Origin of the sequence: Methylobacterium sp. J-059, assembly GCF_022829485.1 — a bacterium.
In the GTDB taxonomy this organism is placed as follows: domain Bacteria; phylum Pseudomonadota; class Alphaproteobacteria; order Rhizobiales; family Beijerinckiaceae; genus Methylobacterium.
Genome location: NZ_JAKSYA010000069.1, coordinates 25,375 through 42,227, shown reverse-complemented (window position 1 = coordinate 42,227; position 16,853 = coordinate 25,375). Strand labels below are relative to the sequence as shown.

Genomic DNA, 16,853 nt, shown 5'->3' with positions numbered 1-16,853 from the left:
TCCGGGCTGCCCGCTGCGGATCGGCGGTCGCATATCGAATCACGTATCCTACGAACGCCGCCGCGGAGGGTTCCCGCACTGCGGCATCATGGTCAAGCTTCCGTCGCCCGGAACACCGGCCCGGGCCACCCGTGCGCTCGCGCTCAGACGCCCTTGCGGGCGGTCTGGCCGAGGGCGGGAGCGATCGGGGCCGGGGCGCCGAGCAGGGTCATCGGCCCGGCGGCGTCCTTGGCGACCGGGGGTTCGTTGACCGCGCGGTCGAGCCGGTGCGGCTTGAAGTTCGCGGCGATGCTGCGCGCCGCGGCGAGGTCGGCCGGGCTCAGCTTGGTCGCCACGTCGTCGCGCTTCTTGCCGGCATCCTCGTCGCCCTGCGCGGCGGCGGCGGCAAACCAGGCGTAGGATTGCGCGAGGTCCTGGGTCAGGCCGAGGCCGCGGGCGTAGAGCACCGCGAGGTTGTACTGGCTGTCGCGCACCCCGTACTCGGCCCCCTGCCTGAACCACGAGGCGGCCGAGGCGTAGTCCGGCTTGCCGGTCGCGCTCGGGTTCTCGGCGTAGATCACCGCGAGGTTGTGCATCGAGCGGGCATGGCCCTGCTCGGCGGCGCGGCCGTACCACATCTTGGCCTTGTCGAGGTCGCGCACGAGGCCGGCGCCCTTCTCGTAATGACCGGCGTACTTGTACTGGGCCGGCGCGTAGCCGGCGCCGGCGAGCTTCTCGTAGAGCTTGGCCGCCAGCGACAGGTCGCGCGGCAGGCCGCGCCCGTCCGCGGCGCGCCCGGCCAGTTCCCAGACCGCGGTGCCGTCGCCGTCCTGCGCCGCCTGGCGGAGCTTCGACAGGCCGGCGGGCAGGGTGGCAAGGTCGCCGGCGAGCGAGGCCATGCTCGACACCTGCGGCACTGCGCTCCGGGCCTGCGCTGCCTTCGCCTCCGCGGGGGCGGCGGTGGCAAGCGCCTGCGTGGTCTGCGGGTCGGCCGGGGCAGGGCGGGCCTCGGCCGGCATCGCCGGCTCGGCCTTGTCCGCGCGAGGCTCGGCCTTCGGGTCGCTCTTGGGCGCGGCGGACGCGTTGGTGTCGGCCAGCACGGTCGGCGGCTGGGGCGCGCGCGCCGTGTCGCCGTTCGCGGTCGGGCGCATGCTGATCGCCTGCAGGGCGCCGAGCGCGAGCACGATCGCCGCGAGGCCGAGCAGCAGCGGCCGGCGCCGGCGGTTGATCTCGGCGCGCAGGCGCGCGACCGGTCCGTCGCCGGCCGCGTCCGCGACCGGCATCGGCCGGCGGGCGGCGGGGCGCGGCTCGCGGCGGCCGGCCGAGAGGTCGGCCTCGGAGGCGACCTCGGCCTGGGCGGCCTGGGCGGCCCGGCGGGCGGCGGCGATGAAGTTGGTCTTGATGTCGGTCGCGCCGTCCGCCTCGGCGGGCTCGGCCCGGTCGCGGGTCTGGCGCTCCCGGGGGGCGGCGTCCTTGGACGGACGCGCCGCGCCGGGCTCCAGCAGCTCGTCGCCGGCCCGGGCCGTCTCGGGGCCCGTCGCGGCGGCGCTCGGAAGCTCCGGGCGCCGGGCGGTGCGGGGGCGCGGCGCCTCGACGGTGGTCGAGGCGAGCAGACGCTCCTCCAGCGGCACCGCGCGGTTGCCGATCGGGGCGCGGGCCGGCGCGGCGGCCGGGGGCGCATCGAGGCGCCCGGTCAGGCGCTCGAGGGCGGTCTGCACCCCTTCGAGCGTCGTGGCGAGGCGCTGGTCGGACGCCGCCTGCCGGGCCTGCATGTCCGCGAGGCCGGCGCGCAGCAGCCCGAACTCGCTCGTCTCGGCGTTCCCGCGGCCGCCGATCGAATCGGCTACGGCGCTGCGGGTGGCACGGGCCACGGCGGCCTCGATCGGCGCCTCGTCGCGGAGCGCGGAGACCTGCTTGAGCAGGTCGCCCATGGACCGCTCCAGGCTTGCGAGCGTCGGGTCGCCGCTGCGGGCGTCGAGCCGGTCGGCGATCGACACCACCTGCTTTTCCAGGGCGTCGAGGCCGTCGTCGCCGGAGCGCGCGCCGACGCGGTCGACCTTCTCCGCGAGGTTGCGCAGCATGGCGTGGATCGAGGCGACGTCGCCGCCCGGCATCGCCGGCATGCGCAGGCTCTCGCCGAGGCCTTCCAGGCGCCCGATCAGGTCGCCCACCGGCTGGGTGCTGACGCGGTCGACCTTGTCCGACAGCGCGTCGATCCGCCCGAGGATCGCCTGAGAGCTGGCCGCGTCGGCGCCGTGTGCGCCCGCCTGCATCGCGTCGAGCTTCGAGGCGATCGCGTCGATCTGGTCGACCAGCGCCGTCGGGGCGGGAACGCTGGCGTTGAGGCCGCTGCGGATCTCCTCCAGCAGAGGGCGCAGGGCGGTGTCGCTGCCCGCGGTCGCGGCCTTCTGGAGCTGGGCGATCTGCGCGCTGATCGCCTGGACGCCGGCGGCGAGGCTCTGGATCCGCTCCGGCCCGGCGAGCGCCGCGATCAGGCGGCGGATCTCCTCGATCTCGTCGAACAGGTGCTTGAGCGCGTCGTGATCGACGGCGCTGCCGTGCCCGGTGGCGACGACGGCATCGAGCCGGGAGGCGAGGCGCTCGACCTCGCCGGCCACGCGGGTGTGGACGTTCTCGGCCACGTCGTCGGCCAGCCGCTCGACCTGCGCGCGGATCAGCTCGATCGGCTCGGCGATGGCGGCGAGGTCCGCCGGCGCTCCGGCGCGCTCGACGCCGCTGGCCAGCGAGATCACCGCCTGCTCCAGGGCGCCGAGGTCGCGCCGCGTGGCGAGATGGCCGATCGATTCGCGAAGCCGGTTCGTCTCGCGGCGCAGCTCGGACACCGCGGTGTCCGGCAGCGCGGCGTCCTCGACCGTCGCGTCGAGGCGGCGGGCGATGTCCTCGCGCATGGTCGCGACCACGCTGGCGCCGGCGTTCTCGCCGAGCTCGCGCTGGCGCTGGCGGATGTCCTGCACCGCATCCTGGATCTCGGCGGCCGCCGGGCGGCCGCGCCGGCCCGGGGGCCGGGTCGCCGCGAGCTGCTCGCCCAACGCCGACATCCGGCGCTCGATGTCGCCGAGGCGCTCGGCGACCTGCTGGACCGGGGCGGCGCTGGCGCCGATCGCCGCGCCAATGCGGGATTCGATGTCGGCGATCCGACGCTGGGCGGCGTCCTCCACCGACAGCCGCTCCTCGGCGAGGGTGCGGTCGAGCCCGTCGATGCGCGCGAGCAGGGCCTGGATGGTCGCGCCGAGAGCGCCGTCCGGGGCGGCGTCGGGCATCGTCGCGGCGGCGGGAGCCGGCGCTGCCTGTGCGGCCGGCCGGGACGTCCCGAGATCCGAGGCGGCGCGGCGCGGCACCTTCGTGCTGGATTTCGCCGCCGCCTTGACCGAGCCCGCCTTCGCCTTGTCCGGCACGACGGAGGCGATCCACGTTTCCAGCGGAACGCCGGCGCGGCGGGCCACGTCGCGGGCAGCATTGAGCACGTCGGGATCGAAGTTGTCGAAGCTCGGCGTCGCGGTTCGGGTCATCATCGGGCCTGCGTTCGGCGGCGTTCGGCACCGGGCCCCGGCCACGTTCGCGCACGCTTGCGACGTGTCCGGAACGCGGTCCTCGGATCGGTTGTCCAGGACCATTAACTTTCTTGGTAAACACCAGGTTAAGAGGTCGAACATGGGTTGCATCGGTCGAAACCGCGGAACCCGGCCGCACCCCTCTTGCCCCCGGACGGCGGGATAGTTTATATATGAACTATCGAGAGACCCACCGCTCCGCGACGGACCGGGCAGGGCCTCCGCCCCCTTGGAGGATCGACACATGCCGAGCTATCGCGCCCCGGTCGAGGACACCCTGTTCCTCCTCAACGACGTGCTCGGCTTCCACAACCACGCCAACCTCGCGGGCTTCTCCGAGGCTACGCCGGACATGGTCGAGGCGGTGCTGAACGAGGGCGCCAAGCTCGCCGACGAGGTGCTGGCCCCGCTCAACCGCGTCGGCGACCTCGAAGGCTGCCTCCGCCGGGCCGACGGCTCGGTGACGACGCCCAAGGGCTTCAAGGCGGCCTACGACGCCTACGCCCAGGGCGGCTGGATGGGCCTGTCGGTGCCGGAGGAATACGGCGGCCAGGGGCTGCCGCACACGCTGAACACCGCGATCCAGGAATTCGCCTCCGGCGCCAACCTCGCGCTCGGGATGTATCCGGGCCTGACGCAGGGGGCGATGGCGGCTTTGCTGGTTCACGGCTCGGACGAGCAGAAGAGCACCTACCTGCCGAAGATGGTCGAGGGCGCCTGGACCGGCACCATGAACCTCACCGAGCCCCATTGCGGCACCGATCTCGGCCTCCTGAAGACCAAGGCCGTGCCGAACGGCGACGGCTCCTACGCGCTGACCGGCACCAAGATCTTCATCTCGGCGGGCGAGCACGACCTGTCGGAGAACATCGTCCATCTCGTCATCGCCCGGATCGAGGGCGCGCCGGCCGGCACCAAGGGGATCTCGCTCTTCGTGGTGCCGAAGTTCCTGGTGAACGCGGACGGCTCGGTCGGCGCGCGCAACGGCGTGTCCTGCGGCTCGATCGAGCACAAGATGGGCATCCACGGCAACTCGACCTGCGTGATGAACTACGACGGCGCCACCGGCTGGCTCGTCGGCCAGGAGAACCGCGGCCTCAACGCGATGTTCGTGATGATGAACGAGGCGCGGCTCGCCGTTGGCGTGCAGGGCCTCGGCCAGTCCGAGGTCGCCTACCAGAACGCCGTGGCCTACGCGAAGGACCGGCTGCAGGGCCGCTCGCTCACCGGCGCGAAGGCGCCGGACAGGGCCGCAGACCCAATCATCGTCCACCCCGACGTGCGCCGCACGCTGATGGGCATCCGCGCCTTCAACGATTCGGCGCGCGCGCTGATGCTCTGGACCGCGCTGCAATCCGACATCTCGCATCGCTCCGAGGACGCGAAGGAGCGCCAGACCGCTGACGACCTGCTCGGCCTGCTCACCCCCGTGGTCAAGGGCGTGCTCACCGACCGGGGCTTCGCCAACGCGGTCGAGGCGCAGCAGATGTTCGGCGGCCACGGCTACATCGAGGAATGGGGCATGTCGCAGTTCGTGCGCGATGCCCGCATCGCGATGATCTACGAGGGCGCCAACGGCATCCAGGCGATGGACCTGATCGGGCGCAAGCTGCCCAAGGACGGCGGTCGCGCGATGATGACCTTCCTCGGCGAGGTCCAGGCCTTCATCAAGGACAACGGCGAGGACGAGGCGCTGAAACCCTTCACCGGGCCGCTCCAGGCCGGGCTCAACGACCTGCAGGGCGCCACCATGTGGTTCATGCAGAACGCGTTCTCGAAGCCGGACAACGCCGGCGCCGGCGCCACCGACTACATGCATCTCCTCGGCCTCGTCGCGATGGGCTACATGTGGGGCAAGATTGCCAAGGCGGCGAACGCCAAGAAGGCCGAGCGGCCGGAGCGCATGGAGGCCAAGCTCGCCATCGGCCGGTTCTACATGGAGCGGGTGCTGCCCGAGACCGCGATGCGCTTCGGGCGGGTCAAGGCCGGCGCGGACACGACCATGGCCTTGCCGGCCGAGGCGTTCTAATCACGCCCTTCCCTCCCCCCTCTGCGGGGGAGGGTGGCCCGCGAAGCGGGTCGGGAGAGGGGAGCGACGGTTCCGGATACGGCGCTCCCCTCTCCCGACCCTCGCTGACGCGAGGCACACCCTCCCCCGCAGAGGGGGGAGGGACACGAGGGAGCGTCGGACCGCGCAAGCCCTCGCTGTTGCCAAGTGGACAAAGACCCGAGGGAAACGCCATGACCGAGGCCTTCATCTACGACCACGTCCGCACCCCCCGCGGCCGCGGCAAGCCGGACGGGTCGCTGCACGAGGTCACGGCGCTCCGCCTGGCCGAGACGGCGTTGCGCGCGCTCAAGGACCGCAACGGCCTCGACACTCGAAAGGTCGACGACGTGGTGCTCGGCTGCGTCGACCCGGTCGGCGAGGCCGGCGGCGACATCGCCCGCGCCGCGGCGCTGGTCGCCGACTACGGCAACCACGTGCCGGGCGTGCAGATCAACCGCTTCTGCGCCTCGGGCCTCGACGCGATCAACTTCGCCGCCGCCCAGGTCATGGCCGGCCAGCACGACATGACGGTGGGCGGGGGCGTCGAGTCGATGAGCCGCGTCGGCCTCGGCGCCTCGGGCGGCGCCTGGCCGGTCGACCCGGCGATCGCGATCAAGTCCTACTTCATGCCCCAGGGCGTCTCCGCCGACCTGATCGCCACCAAGTACGGGTTCTCGCGCGACGATTGCGACGCCTACGCCGTGCAGTCCCAGACCCGCTCGGGCAGGTCCTGGGCCGAAGGCCTGTTCAAGGATTCGGTCGTGCCGGTGCGCGACGTGAACGGCATCACCCTGCTCGACCGCGACGAGCACATGCGGCCCGCGACCGACATGCAGTCGCTCGGGCAGCTGAAGGCCTCGTTCGTGCAGATGGGCCAGATGGGCGGCTTCGACGCGGTGGCGGTCGACGCGCATCCGGACGTCGAGGCGGTCGACCACGTCCACCATGCCGGCAACTCGTCGGGCATCGTCGACGGCGCCGCCGCGGTGCTGATCGGCTCGCGAGAGGCGGGCGTCGCCGCGGGCCTGAAGCCGCGTGCACGAATCCGCGCCTTCGCCAACATCGGCTCCGATCCGGCGCTGATGCTGACCGGCCCGGTCGACGTGACGAGGAAGGTGCTGGCGCGGGCCGGGATGCAGCTCTCCGACATCGACCTGTTCGAGGTCAACGAGGCCTTCGCCGCCGTGGTCCTGCGCTTCCAGCAGGCGTTCGACCTCGATCCGGCCAAGGTCAACGTCAACGGCGGCGCCATCGCCATGGGCCATCCGCTCGGCGCCACCGGCGCGATGATCCTGGGCACCGTGCTCGACGAGCTGGAGCGCACGGGCAAGGAGCGCGCCCTGGTGACCCTGTGCATCGGCGCCGGCATGGGCACGGCGACGATCATCGAGCGGGTCTGACGCGGTCTCGAACCGGCCGGCGCGTTCCCTATTCGGCGCGAACGCTGCTAGAGCCGGCCCCGACCCGTGCCGGGAAACGGCGGGGACGACACGAACCTTTGGGAGAAACGATGACCCGCCTTCTCGCCACCCTGTGCCTGACGACCGCGCTCGCCCTGCCCATCGCCGCCAGCGCGGACGAGGCGGCCGACAAGGTCGCCGAGGCCAAGACGCTCGTCAGCAAGACGCTGATCAAGAACCTGAAGACCGGCTTCGACGCCGCGCTCGAGAAGACCGTCGCCGCGATGCCGGACGACAAGTCGGACTCCGTCCGCAAGGAGCTGATGGCCGAGTTCGACAAGCAGAGCGGCATCATGGTCGAGGGCCTGTCGAAGGAATACGCGACCAAGTTCACGCTGGCCGAGCTCAAGCACCTCAACGAGATCTACGAGGACAAGACCTACCTCAAGTTCCAGGCCATCAACGCCGACCCGTCCTCGTCGGTGACGGCGATCTCGCAGGCTTCGGTGACGAAGCTGCTCAACATGCTGGCGATCGCGGCGGCGGGCGACAACACGCCGAAGGCCGGGGCTCCGATGCCTGCGCCGGCTCCGGCGCCCGCGCCGGCCCCGGCGCGCTGACGTCGGCGGCGGAGCGATCCGGGCATGGCCCCCCAGCCCAGCTCAGGCGGCCTGCGCGGATCGCTCCGACCCGGGAAAGCCCGCCACCTCCGGCAGGCCTTCGAACCGGGGCTTGGCGAAGTGATAGCCCTGGAACAGCGTGATCCCGAGGTCGCGCAGGGCGTCGAACTCGGCTTGCGTCTCGACGCCCTCGGCCAGCACCGAGACGTCGAGGCCGCGCGCGATGGCGACGAGGCCCGCCACGATCGCGCCGCGCCCGGCATCGGCGTCGATGCCGCGCAGCAGGTCCATGTCGATCTTGATCAGGTCGGTGCGGAAGTTCGCCAGCAGGCTCAGACCGGCATAGCCGGCGCCGAAATCGTCCAGCGCGGTGAGGAAGCCCTGGCGCCGGTACTCGGCGATGATGCGCTTCACGTGGGCGATGTCGCGGAAGCGCTCGTTCTCGGTGAACTCGAACATGATCCGGCGGTGCTCGAAGCCGACCCGGCGCGCGGCCTCGAGCGAGGCGCGGATGCAGGCCGCCGGCTCGTACACGGCGTTGGGCATGAAGTTGATCGACAGGCGCGTCCGGTCGTCCTTCGGGAACAGGCGCCCGGCGAGCTCGATCGCCTTGACCCGGGCGGCCTGGTCGAAGCGGTAGCGCGTCTCGTCGGTCACGCGGTCGAGGATCGAGGCCGCCGACTGTCCTTCCGGCCCGCGGACCAGGGCCTCGTAGCCCCAGACGCGGCCGTCGACCGTGTCCAGGATCGGCTGGAACGCCATGGTGAAGGCGAAGCCGAGTTCCTCGCCGTTGCGGCAGGCCCGGCACTTCCCGGCGGTCGCCTTCCCGTCGGCCGGCGCGGCGTCGGCTGGTCTGGCATCGGCAGGCTCGGCATCGACGATCATGGGCTAGTTTCCGTTGCTCGACCCCCTCAAGCCTTCTGAAGAGCAAGTATCTCCACACTGTTAACGCGCCGGACTACATGCGTTCGGTCATCCGAGGATCAGCGATGAATCTCCAGAACTTTCGCTTCGAGACCGATGCCGACGGCGTCGCCCTGGCCGTCTGGGATTGCCCCGGCCGCTCGATGAACGTCATCACGCAGGCCGTGATCGACGAGATCGAGGCGATCGTCGACGCGGTCGTCGCCGATCCGGCCGTGAAGGGCTGCGTCATCACCTCGGGCAAGGACAACTTCTCGGGCGGCGCCGACCTCACGATGCTGCAGGGCCTCGGGCTCGAATACGAGAAGCTCAAGCGCGAGCAAGGCGAGGAGCCCGCCATGCGCCACTTCTTCGAGGCGTCGCGCCGGCTCTCGCTGGTGTTCCGCAAGCTCGAGACCTCCGGCAAGCCCTTCGCGGCGGCGGTGAGCGGGCTCTGCCTCGGCGGCGCGTTCGAGCTGGCGCTGTCCTGCCATCACCGCGTGGTCTCGGACGACCCGAAGACCCGGGTCGGCCTGCCCGAGATCAAGGTCGGGCTGTTTCCCGGCGGCGGCGGCACCCAGCGCGTGGCGCGGCTGATGCAGACCGGCGACGCCCTGCAGATGCTGTTCAAGGGTGAGCAGATCCGCCCGGCGATGGCCAGGAGCATGGGCCTCGTCCACGAGGTCGCGGGCAAGGACGAGATCGTGGCCAAGGCCAAGGCCTGGATCCTCGCCGGCGGCTCGGCGGTGGCGCCCTGGGATGTGCCGAAGTTCAAGGCCCCGTCGGGCAAGGTCTATTCGCCGGCCGGCATGATGATCTGGCCCCCGGCCAACGCGATCTACCGGCGCGAGACGCACGACAACTACCCGGCGGCGAAGGCGATCCTGGCCTCAGTCTACGAGGGCCTGCAGCTGCCGATGGACCTCGGCCTCAAGGTCGAGAGCCGCTACTTCGCGATGATCCTGCGCACCAAGGAGGCGGCGGCGATGATCCGCACGCTGTTCATCTCGATGGGCGAGCTGAACAAGGGCGCGCGCCGCCCGAAGGACGTGCCCGCCACCAGCCTGCGCAAGGTCGGCGTGGTCGGCGCCGGCTTCATGGGCGCCGGCGTCGCCTACGTCACCGCCAATGCCGGCCTCGAGGTGGTGCTCGTCGACCAGTCGACCGAGGCGGCCGAGAAGGGCAAGGCCTACGCCCACGCGCTGATCACCGGGCAGATCAACAAGGGTCGCGCCAAGACCGCCGACCGCGACGCGCTGCTCGCCCGCATCCAGGCGTCGGCCGACTACGCGGATCTCGCCGATTGCGACCTCGTCATCGAGGCGGTGTTCGAGGACCCGAAGGTGAAGGCCGAGGTGATCGCCAAGGTCGAGGCGGTGATCGGCCCCGACACGATCTTCGCCTCCAACACCTCGACGCTGCCGATCTCCGGCCTCGCCAAGGCGTCCTCGCGCCCGGAAGCCTTCGTCGGCATCCACTTCTTCTCGCCGGTCGAGAAGATGATGCTCGTCGAGATCATCAAGGGCGAGGCCACCGGCGACCGGGCGCTTGCCACCGCGCTGGACTACGTCCGCACGGTGAAGAAGACGCCGATCGTCGTGAACGACGCCCGCGGCTTCTTCGCCAACCGCTGCGTCGGCGCCTACATCCTGGAAGGGCACAAGATGCTCAACGAGGGCGTGCCGCCCGCGATGATCGAGAACGCCGGCAAGATGGCCGGCATGCCGGTCGGCCCGCTCTCGCTCAACGACGAGGTCGCCCTCGACCTCGGCCTGAAGATCGCCAAGGCGACGGAGGCGCAGCTCGGCCCGGACGCGGTCGACCCGGCGCAGAAGGCGCTGCTCGTCGAGCTCGTCGAGAACCAGGGGCGGCTCGGGCGCAAGAACCGGAAGGGCTTCTACGACTACCCGGAGGGCGCGCCGAAGCGCCTGTGGCCCGGGCTGAAGGACCTGCAGCCGACCCACCTCGACCCGGACACCCTCGACATCGCCGAGCTGAAGCACCGGCTCCTCGTGGTTCAGGCGCTGGAGGCCGCGCGCACGGTGGGCGAGGGCGTCATCACCGATCCGCGCGAGGCCGACGTCGGCTCGATCCTCGGCTTCGGCTTCGCCCCGTTCACCGGCGGCGCGTTGTCCTACATCGACTTCATGGGCGCGAAGGACTTCGTCGCCCTGGCCGAGGGGCTTGAGGCCAAGCACGGCCCGCGCTTCGCGGTGCCCGACAACCTGCGCGCCATGGCCGAGAGCGGCGGCACGTTCTACGGCGAGGCGGCGAAGCAGGCGGCGTGATCGCCCTTTCCCTCCCCCACTTCAGGGGGAGGGAGCTCACGGCATCGTGGGCGTTTGGATTCAAGACGGCGTCCCGTCTCACCCCACCGCGGCCAGCCGGCGCCGCAGCACCTCGACGTCGGCGTGGTTGTTCGACAGCAGGTCGGTGATGTCGCCGACGACGAGCGCCTTCACGTGGCGGCAGCGCACTCCGTGGCGGCCGGCCATGCAGGTGCAGCGCAGCATCAAGCCGCTCCTGCGGTCCTCCAGCGAGACCTCGTAGCGGTTGCCGGTGCTGCCGCGCATGGCGAAGCGCAGCGCGTCCGGCTCGGCCGGCTTGAGCGCCCGCAGGATGCGGCCGCTGATCGCGCCGGCGCCCGCCCGCGGGATCGCGGCGGTCCCGTCGATCCGCGTCGCCGGCAGCGACAGCACCCGCGACAGGTCGGGCACGTCCGCGGCCTCCGTCTGCCGGACGGCCGCGAGCGCGATCTCGGCGCAGGCATAGGCGTCCTCGCCGGCATCGTGGTGCTCGAACCGGATGCCGAGGCGGCGGGCGACCTTGCCGAGGCCGCAGCCCTCCGGGTCCGGGAACACGCGGCGGGCGACCTGCACCGTGCAGAGGTAGCGCAAGGGGGGCGCCGGCAGCCCGCAGGCCTGGAGCGAGGCCCGCAGCACGCCGATGTCGAAGCTCGCGTTGTGGGCGAGGATCAGCCCGCCGGCGAGGTCGGGCAGGAACTCGGCGACCGCCTCGCCGAAATTCGGCTTGTCGCGCACGTCGGCCGGGACGATCCCGTGGACGCGGATGTTGCCGGGCGAGAACCGCAGCTCCGGCGGCCGGATCAGCCGGGACGCGCGCCGGACCACGCGGCCCCCCTCGATCCAGGCGAGCCCGATCGCGCAGGCGCTGTCGCGCCGCTCGTTGGCGGTCTCGAAATCGAGGGCGACGACGGTCATGTGCCTGAACGGGACGGCCGCGGGGGTGTCATGACCCAGGTCTATGACCCGCGGACTCGCGCTTCAAGCGCCTGCGACCATCGCGAGCCATTCGTCTTCCGAGACGACGCGCACCCCGTGCTTCTCGGCATCCTTCAGCTTCGAGCCGGCGCCGGGGCCGGCGACGACGAGGTCGGTCTTCGCCGAGACCGAGCCCGAGACCTTCGCCCCGAGACGTTCCGCGGTGGCCTTGGCCTCGTTGCGGGTCATCTTCTCCAGCGTTCCGGTGAAGACCACGGTCTTGCCCGAAAACGCCGCCGTGCGCGCGGCCGCCTCCATCGGCGCCACCGTCACCTCGGCGAGCAGCGCCGAGACGGCGGCGTCGTTGTGCGGCTCGGAGAAGAACGCGATCAGCGAGTCGGTCGCCACCGGGCCGATCTCGCCGTCGTCGGCGAAGACCCGGTAGGCGTCCCCGGGTCGCTGCTCGGCCGCGCGCGCGATCGCCGCCCGAGCGGCGTCCAGGCTGCCGTAATGGGCGATCAGGCTGGCGCGCTGGCTGGTGCTGAACCGGATCCTGCCGGCGTCCGCCGGCGCGGCTTCGCCCTCCTCGGCATCGCCCGCTTCCGCCGGAGGTTCCGCGTCAGCCGAATGTGCCGCTTCGCCCGGCAGGCCGGCCTCGAGCAGCCGGTCGCGGGTGGTCGGCCCGATCCGCGGCACCGCTGAGAGCTCGATCCAGTCCGGCCCGGCCTGCGCGTCTGCCGCCGCCCGCAGCGCCGCCTTCAGCTCCGAAAAGCCCGAGAACCGCTTGGCTAGGGCCTTGGCGGTCGATTCGCCGATGTCGGGGATGCCGAGGGCGAACAGGAAGCGGTTCATCGGCAAGCTGCGGCGCTCGGCGACCGCTGCGAGCAGGTTGTGGATCGCCTTGTCCTCCGCGTCGCCCTTCTTCTTGGTCGGCTTCTTCGGCGCCGGCGCCCCCTCCGCCCGGCGCTCCGCCGACAGGGCCTCGCGCCGCGCGACGATCGCAGCCTTCAGCGGCTCGAATTCGAGGGTGAACAGGTCGGCGGGTTGTTTCACGAGCCCGGCCTCGAACAGCACCTCGATGTAGGTCTGCCCGAAGCCTTCGAGGTCGAAGCCGTTGCGCGAGACGAAGTGCTTCAGCCGCTCGACCCCTTGGGCCGGGCAGATCAGCCCGCCGGTGCAGCGCCGCACCGCGTCGGGCTTGCCGGTGCGCGGGTTGATCTCGCGGACCGCCTTGCTGCCGCAGGCCGGGCAGGTCTCGGGAAAGTCGAAGGGCTTCGCGTCGGCCGGGCGCTTCTCCAGCACCACGTCCATCACCTTCGGGATCACGTCGCCGGCCCGCAGCACCACCACGGTGTCGCCGACGCGGATGTCGCGGCCGTCGCGGATCGGCTCGCCGTCGCCGCCGACGCCCTTGACGTAGCCCTCGTTGTGCAGCGTCGCGTTCGAGACCACGACGCCGCCGACCGTCACCGGGCGCAGGCGCGCGAGCGGGTTGAGCGAGCCGGTGCGGCCGACGTTGATGTCGATGCCCTCGACCACCGTGAACGCCTCCTGCGCCGCGAACTTGTGGGCCAGGGCCCAGCGCGGGCTCCGCGACACGAAGCCGAGCCGCTTCTGCAGGGCGAGGTCGTCGACCTTGTAGACGACGCCGTCGATGTCGTAGCCCAGCGTCGGCCGGTCGGCCTCGATCCGCCGGTAATGCGCGATCATGCCGGCCGCATCCGTGCAGGTGACGGTCAGCGGGTTCACCGGCAGGCCCCACGCGCGGAACCGGTCCATCACCCCCGATTGCGTTCCCTCGAACGGCGGCACCACCTCGCCCCAGGCGTAGGCGAAGAACTTCAGCGGCCGCGCGGCGGTGATCGACGGATCGAGCTGGCGCAGCGAGCCGGCGGCGGCGTTGCGCGGGTTGGCGAAAAGCGGCTTGCCCGCCGCCTCCTGGCGGGCGTTGATCGCGGCGAAATCCGCGTGCGAGAGGTAGACCTCGCCGCGCACCTCGCAGACCGCCGGCCAGCCGCTGCCGGCGAGCGCCTGGGGGATGTCCTCGACCGTGCGGGCGTTGGCCGTGACGTTCTCGCCGGTCTCCCCGTCGCCGCGGGTGGCGGCGGTGACGAGGCGCCCGTCCTCGTAGCGCAGCGACAGCGAAAGACCGTCGATCTTCGGCTCGGCCGTGAAGGCGAGCGGTTCCTCCGGGCGGTTGAGGAAGCGGCGCCCGCGGGCGACGAACTCCTCGACCTCGGCGTCGGCGAAGGCGTTGCCGAGGGAGAGCATCGGCACCGCATGGCGCACCTTGGCGAACTTCTCGGAGGGCTTCGCGCCCACCGACGCGCTGGCGATGCCGGTGCCGGCAAGGTCGGGGACCTGCGCTTCCAGCGTCTCCAGTTCCCGGCGCAGGGCGTCGTAGGCGGCGTCCGAGATCTCGGGCGCGTCCTCCTGGTGGTAGAGCCGGTCGGCCTCGGCGATCTCGGCGGAGAGCGCGGCGTGGCGCGCCCGCGCCGCCTCGGCGGTGAGCGTGTCGGCCTCCGGCGCGACGGATTCGACGCCGGCCGATTTCGGGGCGGCAGACTTCGAGGCGGCAGGCTGGGGCTTCGGCATCGGGCTCGAGACTTCCGCAGGGGGCGATCGGGCTTCTAACCGATTTCCCCCCGGCCGGGATCACTTGGAGACCGAGCCGAAGCGTCGCGATTCACAGCGATCGTGCATCGCCGGGCCGTTGCCGCGGCAGGATCAGGTCCGGGCGCCGGACCAGCGCCGCCGCGCCGACGAGGACCAGCCCGGCAAGGAGGGCGACCCCCGACAGCGGCAGCACCGGCGCCAGCACGCCCGAGGCCGCCCCGCCCGCGACGGAGCCGAGGTTCATCACCGCCATGAACACCTCGAACTGCGTCGCCGCGCCGGCCCGGCCTCGGCTCGCCTGCATCAGCGCCGGCACCAGGGCGACGATCAGCAGGCCGGGCAGGACGTTGGTGAAGCCTAGGATCAGCGGGCCGGCCGATCCGGCGAAGCCGCCCGCGATCAGGCACGCGGTGGCGAAGAACGCGGCGGCACTCGCCGCGAACAGGGTGCGCAGGGCCGGCAACGGCCCGGCGCGGTCGCACCACAGGCCGATGCCGAGCGCTCCCAGGGTTCCGCCGGCGAAGGCGATGCCGGCCTGGAGCCGCGACAGCCCGGCGGCATCCCAGCCCTGCGCCTGGACGAGATCGACCGAGAACGGCAGCTCGAACAGCGCGAGCGCCCCGTCGACCGAGAAGCACAGGGCGACGAGCCGGAGGGCGTTCGGCCGGCGCAGGCCCAGGGCCAGCCGGCGCAGGAACCGCGCGAACGGGACCTTCCGCCCGCCCCCCGCGCTCGGCCGCCGCGCCGGCGAGAGCAGGGCGTCGCCCGGCGCCTCGCGCACCAGCAGGATCGGCAGACCGGCGAGGATGGCGGTCGCGAGCAGGCAGGCGGTGCTGAACCCGAACCCGTAGGCGGCGAGCAGCCAGCCGAACAGGCCGGCGCCGAGGCTGGTGCCGGCGACGAAGCCGGCCCGCGTGCAGGCGCTCATCCGCCCGAGCTCGCCCGGCGGGACATGGTCCATCACCATCCGGTCGCAGGCGGTGTCGAGCAGGGCGGCGAAGGTGCTGTGCACGAGGAAGACGCCCCCCAGAGCGCCGAGCGCGCGGGCGTCCGGCACCAGCAGCAGCCCGGCGAGCGCCGCGTGGCAGCCGAGGATCGCGAGCACGCTCCAGGCCCGGCGCCGCCCCATCGCGAACCCGCTCGCCCGGTCGACCAGCGGCCCCCACAGGATCGGCTGCACTGTCCAGGGCAGGCCGGCGATGGCGAAGTGGACGCCCACCTCGGCGCTCGACACGCCCTGCGCCGCAAGATGGTTGGCGAGCGCGGTCAGCGAGAACCCGGCGACCAGCCCCTGGTAGAGATAGGTGGCGAAGAACACGCCGTAGCGGGCGCCGCGATCTTGCAGGGTCGGCAGCCGCATGCCGAAGCTTGCGATCGCGACGGCGCTTCCGGCTTGCGGGGCCGCCCGCGCCGGTGGATCCTCCGCGCCGCTCATTCCCGAAGGCTCCTCATTGCGCGCAGATCCGCCCCGCTCGTCCGGCCCCGACCATACGATAACGCGCGGCAAGGCACGCGCGCTTCTCCCTCCCCCCTCTGCGGGGGAGGGAGGGCCTCGCGTCAGCGAGGGTCGGAAGAGGGGAGCGACCTTACCGGATACGGCGCTCCCCTCTCCCGACCCGCTTCGCGGGCCACCCTCCCCCGCAGAGGGGGGAGGGAAGTACGCGTTGCCGGCTTCGGCGTATGTCTTGTGAACGGTGCCTGGGTCGTCACCGAACCCGGACCCAGCATGGCGATCCGGGTGTGGAGCATCGATCTCGCCCTGTCGGCGCGCCAGCTCGCGCGCTGCGACGCGCGGCTCTCGCCCGACGAGGCCGCCCGGGCGGATCGCTTCCTGCGTGCGGAGGACCGCGACCGTTTTCGCGCGAGCCACGCGGCGCTGCGCCTGATCCTCGCCCCGGCCCTCGGCTTGGGGGGCGACGCGCTCGCCTTTACGGCGGGGCCGGCCGGCAAGCCGGAGCTGGCCGGCGCGCTGGCCGGGAGCCTGCGCTTCAACCTGTCGCATTCGGGCACCCGCGCCCTCGTCGGGGTCTCGCCCACGGCCGCGATCGGCGTCGATGTCGAGGCGGTCCGCCCGATCCCGGACGTCCTGCGCATCGCCCGCGCGCACTTCGCGCCCTGGGAAGCCGAGGCGCTGGCGGCCCTGACGTCGGAGGCGCTCGGTCTCGCCTTCACCGGTTTGTGGACGCGCAAGGAGGCGGTGGTGAAGGCGCTGGGTGCCGGCCTGTCGCTGCCGCTGGACCGCTTCGTCCTGACCCTGCCGCCGGCGCCGCCCCGCCTCGTCGCGATCGCCGGCGACGACCCGGAGGCCTGGAGCCTCCACCACCTCGAACCCGGACCCGGCACGGTCGGCGCCGCGGCGATCCGGGCGCCGGGCGCGGCCATCGCCCGCTGCGCCCTGCCGCCGGATTGGCCGGACCGCCCCCCGTGCTGATCGCCCGCGAAACGCACTGCTCCGCGAGATGCCGCTTGCGGCCCGCCCGGGTGCCGGCTAT

At 72.3% G+C, this 16,853-nt stretch carries 10 protein-coding genes; 5 read left to right on the top strand and 5 right to left on the bottom strand.

Annotated elements, in window-relative coordinates; genetic code table 11:
* Positions 1-143: 143 nt before the first annotated feature.
* Positions 144-3,512 (bottom strand): hypothetical protein, encoded by a 3,369-nt coding sequence (locus MKK55_RS07885; RefSeq protein WP_313898956.1) that lies wholly within the window; start codon positions 3,510-3,512, stop codon positions 144-146.
* A gap of 283 nt (positions 3,513-3,795) precedes the next feature.
* Between MKK55_RS07885 and MKK55_RS07880 the strand changes: the two genes are divergently transcribed.
* The 3 genes from MKK55_RS07880 (at position 3,796) to MKK55_RS07870 (ending at position 7,621) form a co-directional block, all read left to right on the top strand.
* Positions 3,796-5,580, top strand: coding sequence for an acyl-CoA dehydrogenase C-terminal domain-containing protein (locus MKK55_RS07880; RefSeq protein ID WP_147844357.1), 1,785 nt, complete (start codon positions 3,796-3,798; stop codon positions 5,578-5,580).
* Positions 5,581-5,792: 212 nt separating this feature from the next.
* On the top strand, positions 5,793-7,001 hold the full coding sequence (locus tag MKK55_RS07875) for an acetyl-CoA C-acetyltransferase (RefSeq protein ID WP_243931744.1): 1,209 nt from the start codon (positions 5,793-5,795) through the stop codon (positions 6,999-7,001).
* A gap of 110 nt (positions 7,002-7,111) precedes the next feature.
* On the top strand, positions 7,112-7,621 hold the full coding sequence (locus MKK55_RS07870; RefSeq protein WP_243934085.1) for a hypothetical protein: 510 nt from the start codon (positions 7,112-7,114) through the stop codon (positions 7,619-7,621).
* A 42-nt stretch (positions 7,622-7,663) separates the two neighbouring features.
* Here MKK55_RS07870 and MKK55_RS07865 read toward each other — a convergent pair whose 3' ends face one another.
* Entirely contained in the window at positions 7,664-8,383 is a 720-nt protein-coding gene (locus MKK55_RS07865; protein ID WP_243931746.1) for an EAL domain-containing protein, read from the bottom strand.
* A gap of 227 nt (positions 8,384-8,610) precedes the next feature.
* Here MKK55_RS07865 and MKK55_RS07860 point away from each other — a divergent pair, with 227 nt between their 5' ends.
* Positions 8,611-10,812 (top strand): 3-hydroxyacyl-CoA dehydrogenase NAD-binding domain-containing protein, encoded by a 2,202-nt coding sequence (locus tag MKK55_RS07860; RefSeq protein ID WP_243934084.1) that lies wholly within the window; start codon positions 8,611-8,613, stop codon positions 10,810-10,812.
* Between the two features lie 78 nt (positions 10,813-10,890).
* On the opposite strand, the gene MKK55_RS07855 is transcribed toward MKK55_RS07860, so the two are convergent.
* From MKK55_RS07855 to MKK55_RS07845, 3 genes are all read right to left on the bottom strand, one after another.
* Positions 10,891-11,745 (bottom strand): 3'-5' exonuclease, encoded by an 855-nt coding sequence (locus MKK55_RS07855; RefSeq protein ID WP_243931738.1) that lies wholly within the window; start codon positions 11,743-11,745, stop codon positions 10,891-10,893.
* 63 nt (positions 11,746-11,808) lie between these two features.
* Positions 11,809-14,340, bottom strand: a complete 2,532-nt coding sequence (gene ligA, locus MKK55_RS07850) for an NAD-dependent DNA ligase LigA (RefSeq protein ID WP_243934082.1) — start codon at positions 14,338-14,340, stop codon at positions 11,809-11,811.
* Positions 14,341-14,431: 91 nt separating this feature from the next.
* On the bottom strand, positions 14,432-15,796 hold the full coding sequence (locus MKK55_RS07845) for an MFS transporter (protein ID WP_243934080.1): 1,365 nt from the start codon (positions 15,794-15,796) through the stop codon (positions 14,432-14,434).
* A gap of 291 nt (positions 15,797-16,087) precedes the next feature.
* On the opposite strand from MKK55_RS07845, the gene MKK55_RS07840 reads away from it, so the two are divergent.
* Positions 16,088-16,792 (top strand): 4'-phosphopantetheinyl transferase family protein, encoded by a 705-nt coding sequence (locus MKK55_RS07840; RefSeq protein ID WP_243934078.1) that lies wholly within the window; start codon positions 16,088-16,090, stop codon positions 16,790-16,792.
* Positions 16,793-16,853: the final 61 nt, after the last annotated feature.

Coding starts and splice junctions, on each gene's coding strand:
- MKK55_RS07865 (WP_243931746.1), bottom strand. CDS start 8,383: ATGGCGTTCCAGCCGATCCTGGACACGGTCGACGGCCGCGTCTGGGGC.
- MKK55_RS07840 (WP_243934078.1), top strand. CDS start 16,088: ATGGCGATCCGGGTGTGGAGCATCGATCTCGCCCTGTCGGCGCGCCAG.
- MKK55_RS07875 (WP_243931744.1), top strand. CDS start 5,793: ATGACCGAGGCCTTCATCTACGACCACGTCCGCACCCCCCGCGGCCGC.
- MKK55_RS07880 (WP_147844357.1), top strand. CDS start 3,796: ATGCCGAGCTATCGCGCCCCGGTCGAGGACACCCTGTTCCTCCTCAAC.
- MKK55_RS07885 (WP_313898956.1), bottom strand. CDS start 3,512: ATGATGACCCGAACCGCGACGCCGAGCTTCGACAACTTCGATCCCGAC.
- ligA (WP_243934082.1), bottom strand. CDS start 14,340: ATGCCGAAGCCCCAGCCTGCCGCCTCGAAGTCTGCCGCCCCGAAATCG.
- MKK55_RS07855 (WP_243931738.1), bottom strand. CDS start 11,745: ATGACCGTCGTCGCCCTCGATTTCGAGACCGCCAACGAGCGGCGCGAC.
- MKK55_RS07845 (WP_243934080.1), bottom strand. CDS start 15,796: ATGAGCGGCGCGGAGGATCCACCGGCGCGGGCGGCCCCGCAAGCCGGA.
- MKK55_RS07870 (WP_243934085.1), top strand. CDS start 7,112: ATGACCCGCCTTCTCGCCACCCTGTGCCTGACGACCGCGCTCGCCCTG.
- MKK55_RS07860 (WP_243934084.1), top strand. CDS start 8,611: ATGAATCTCCAGAACTTTCGCTTCGAGACCGATGCCGACGGCGTCGCC.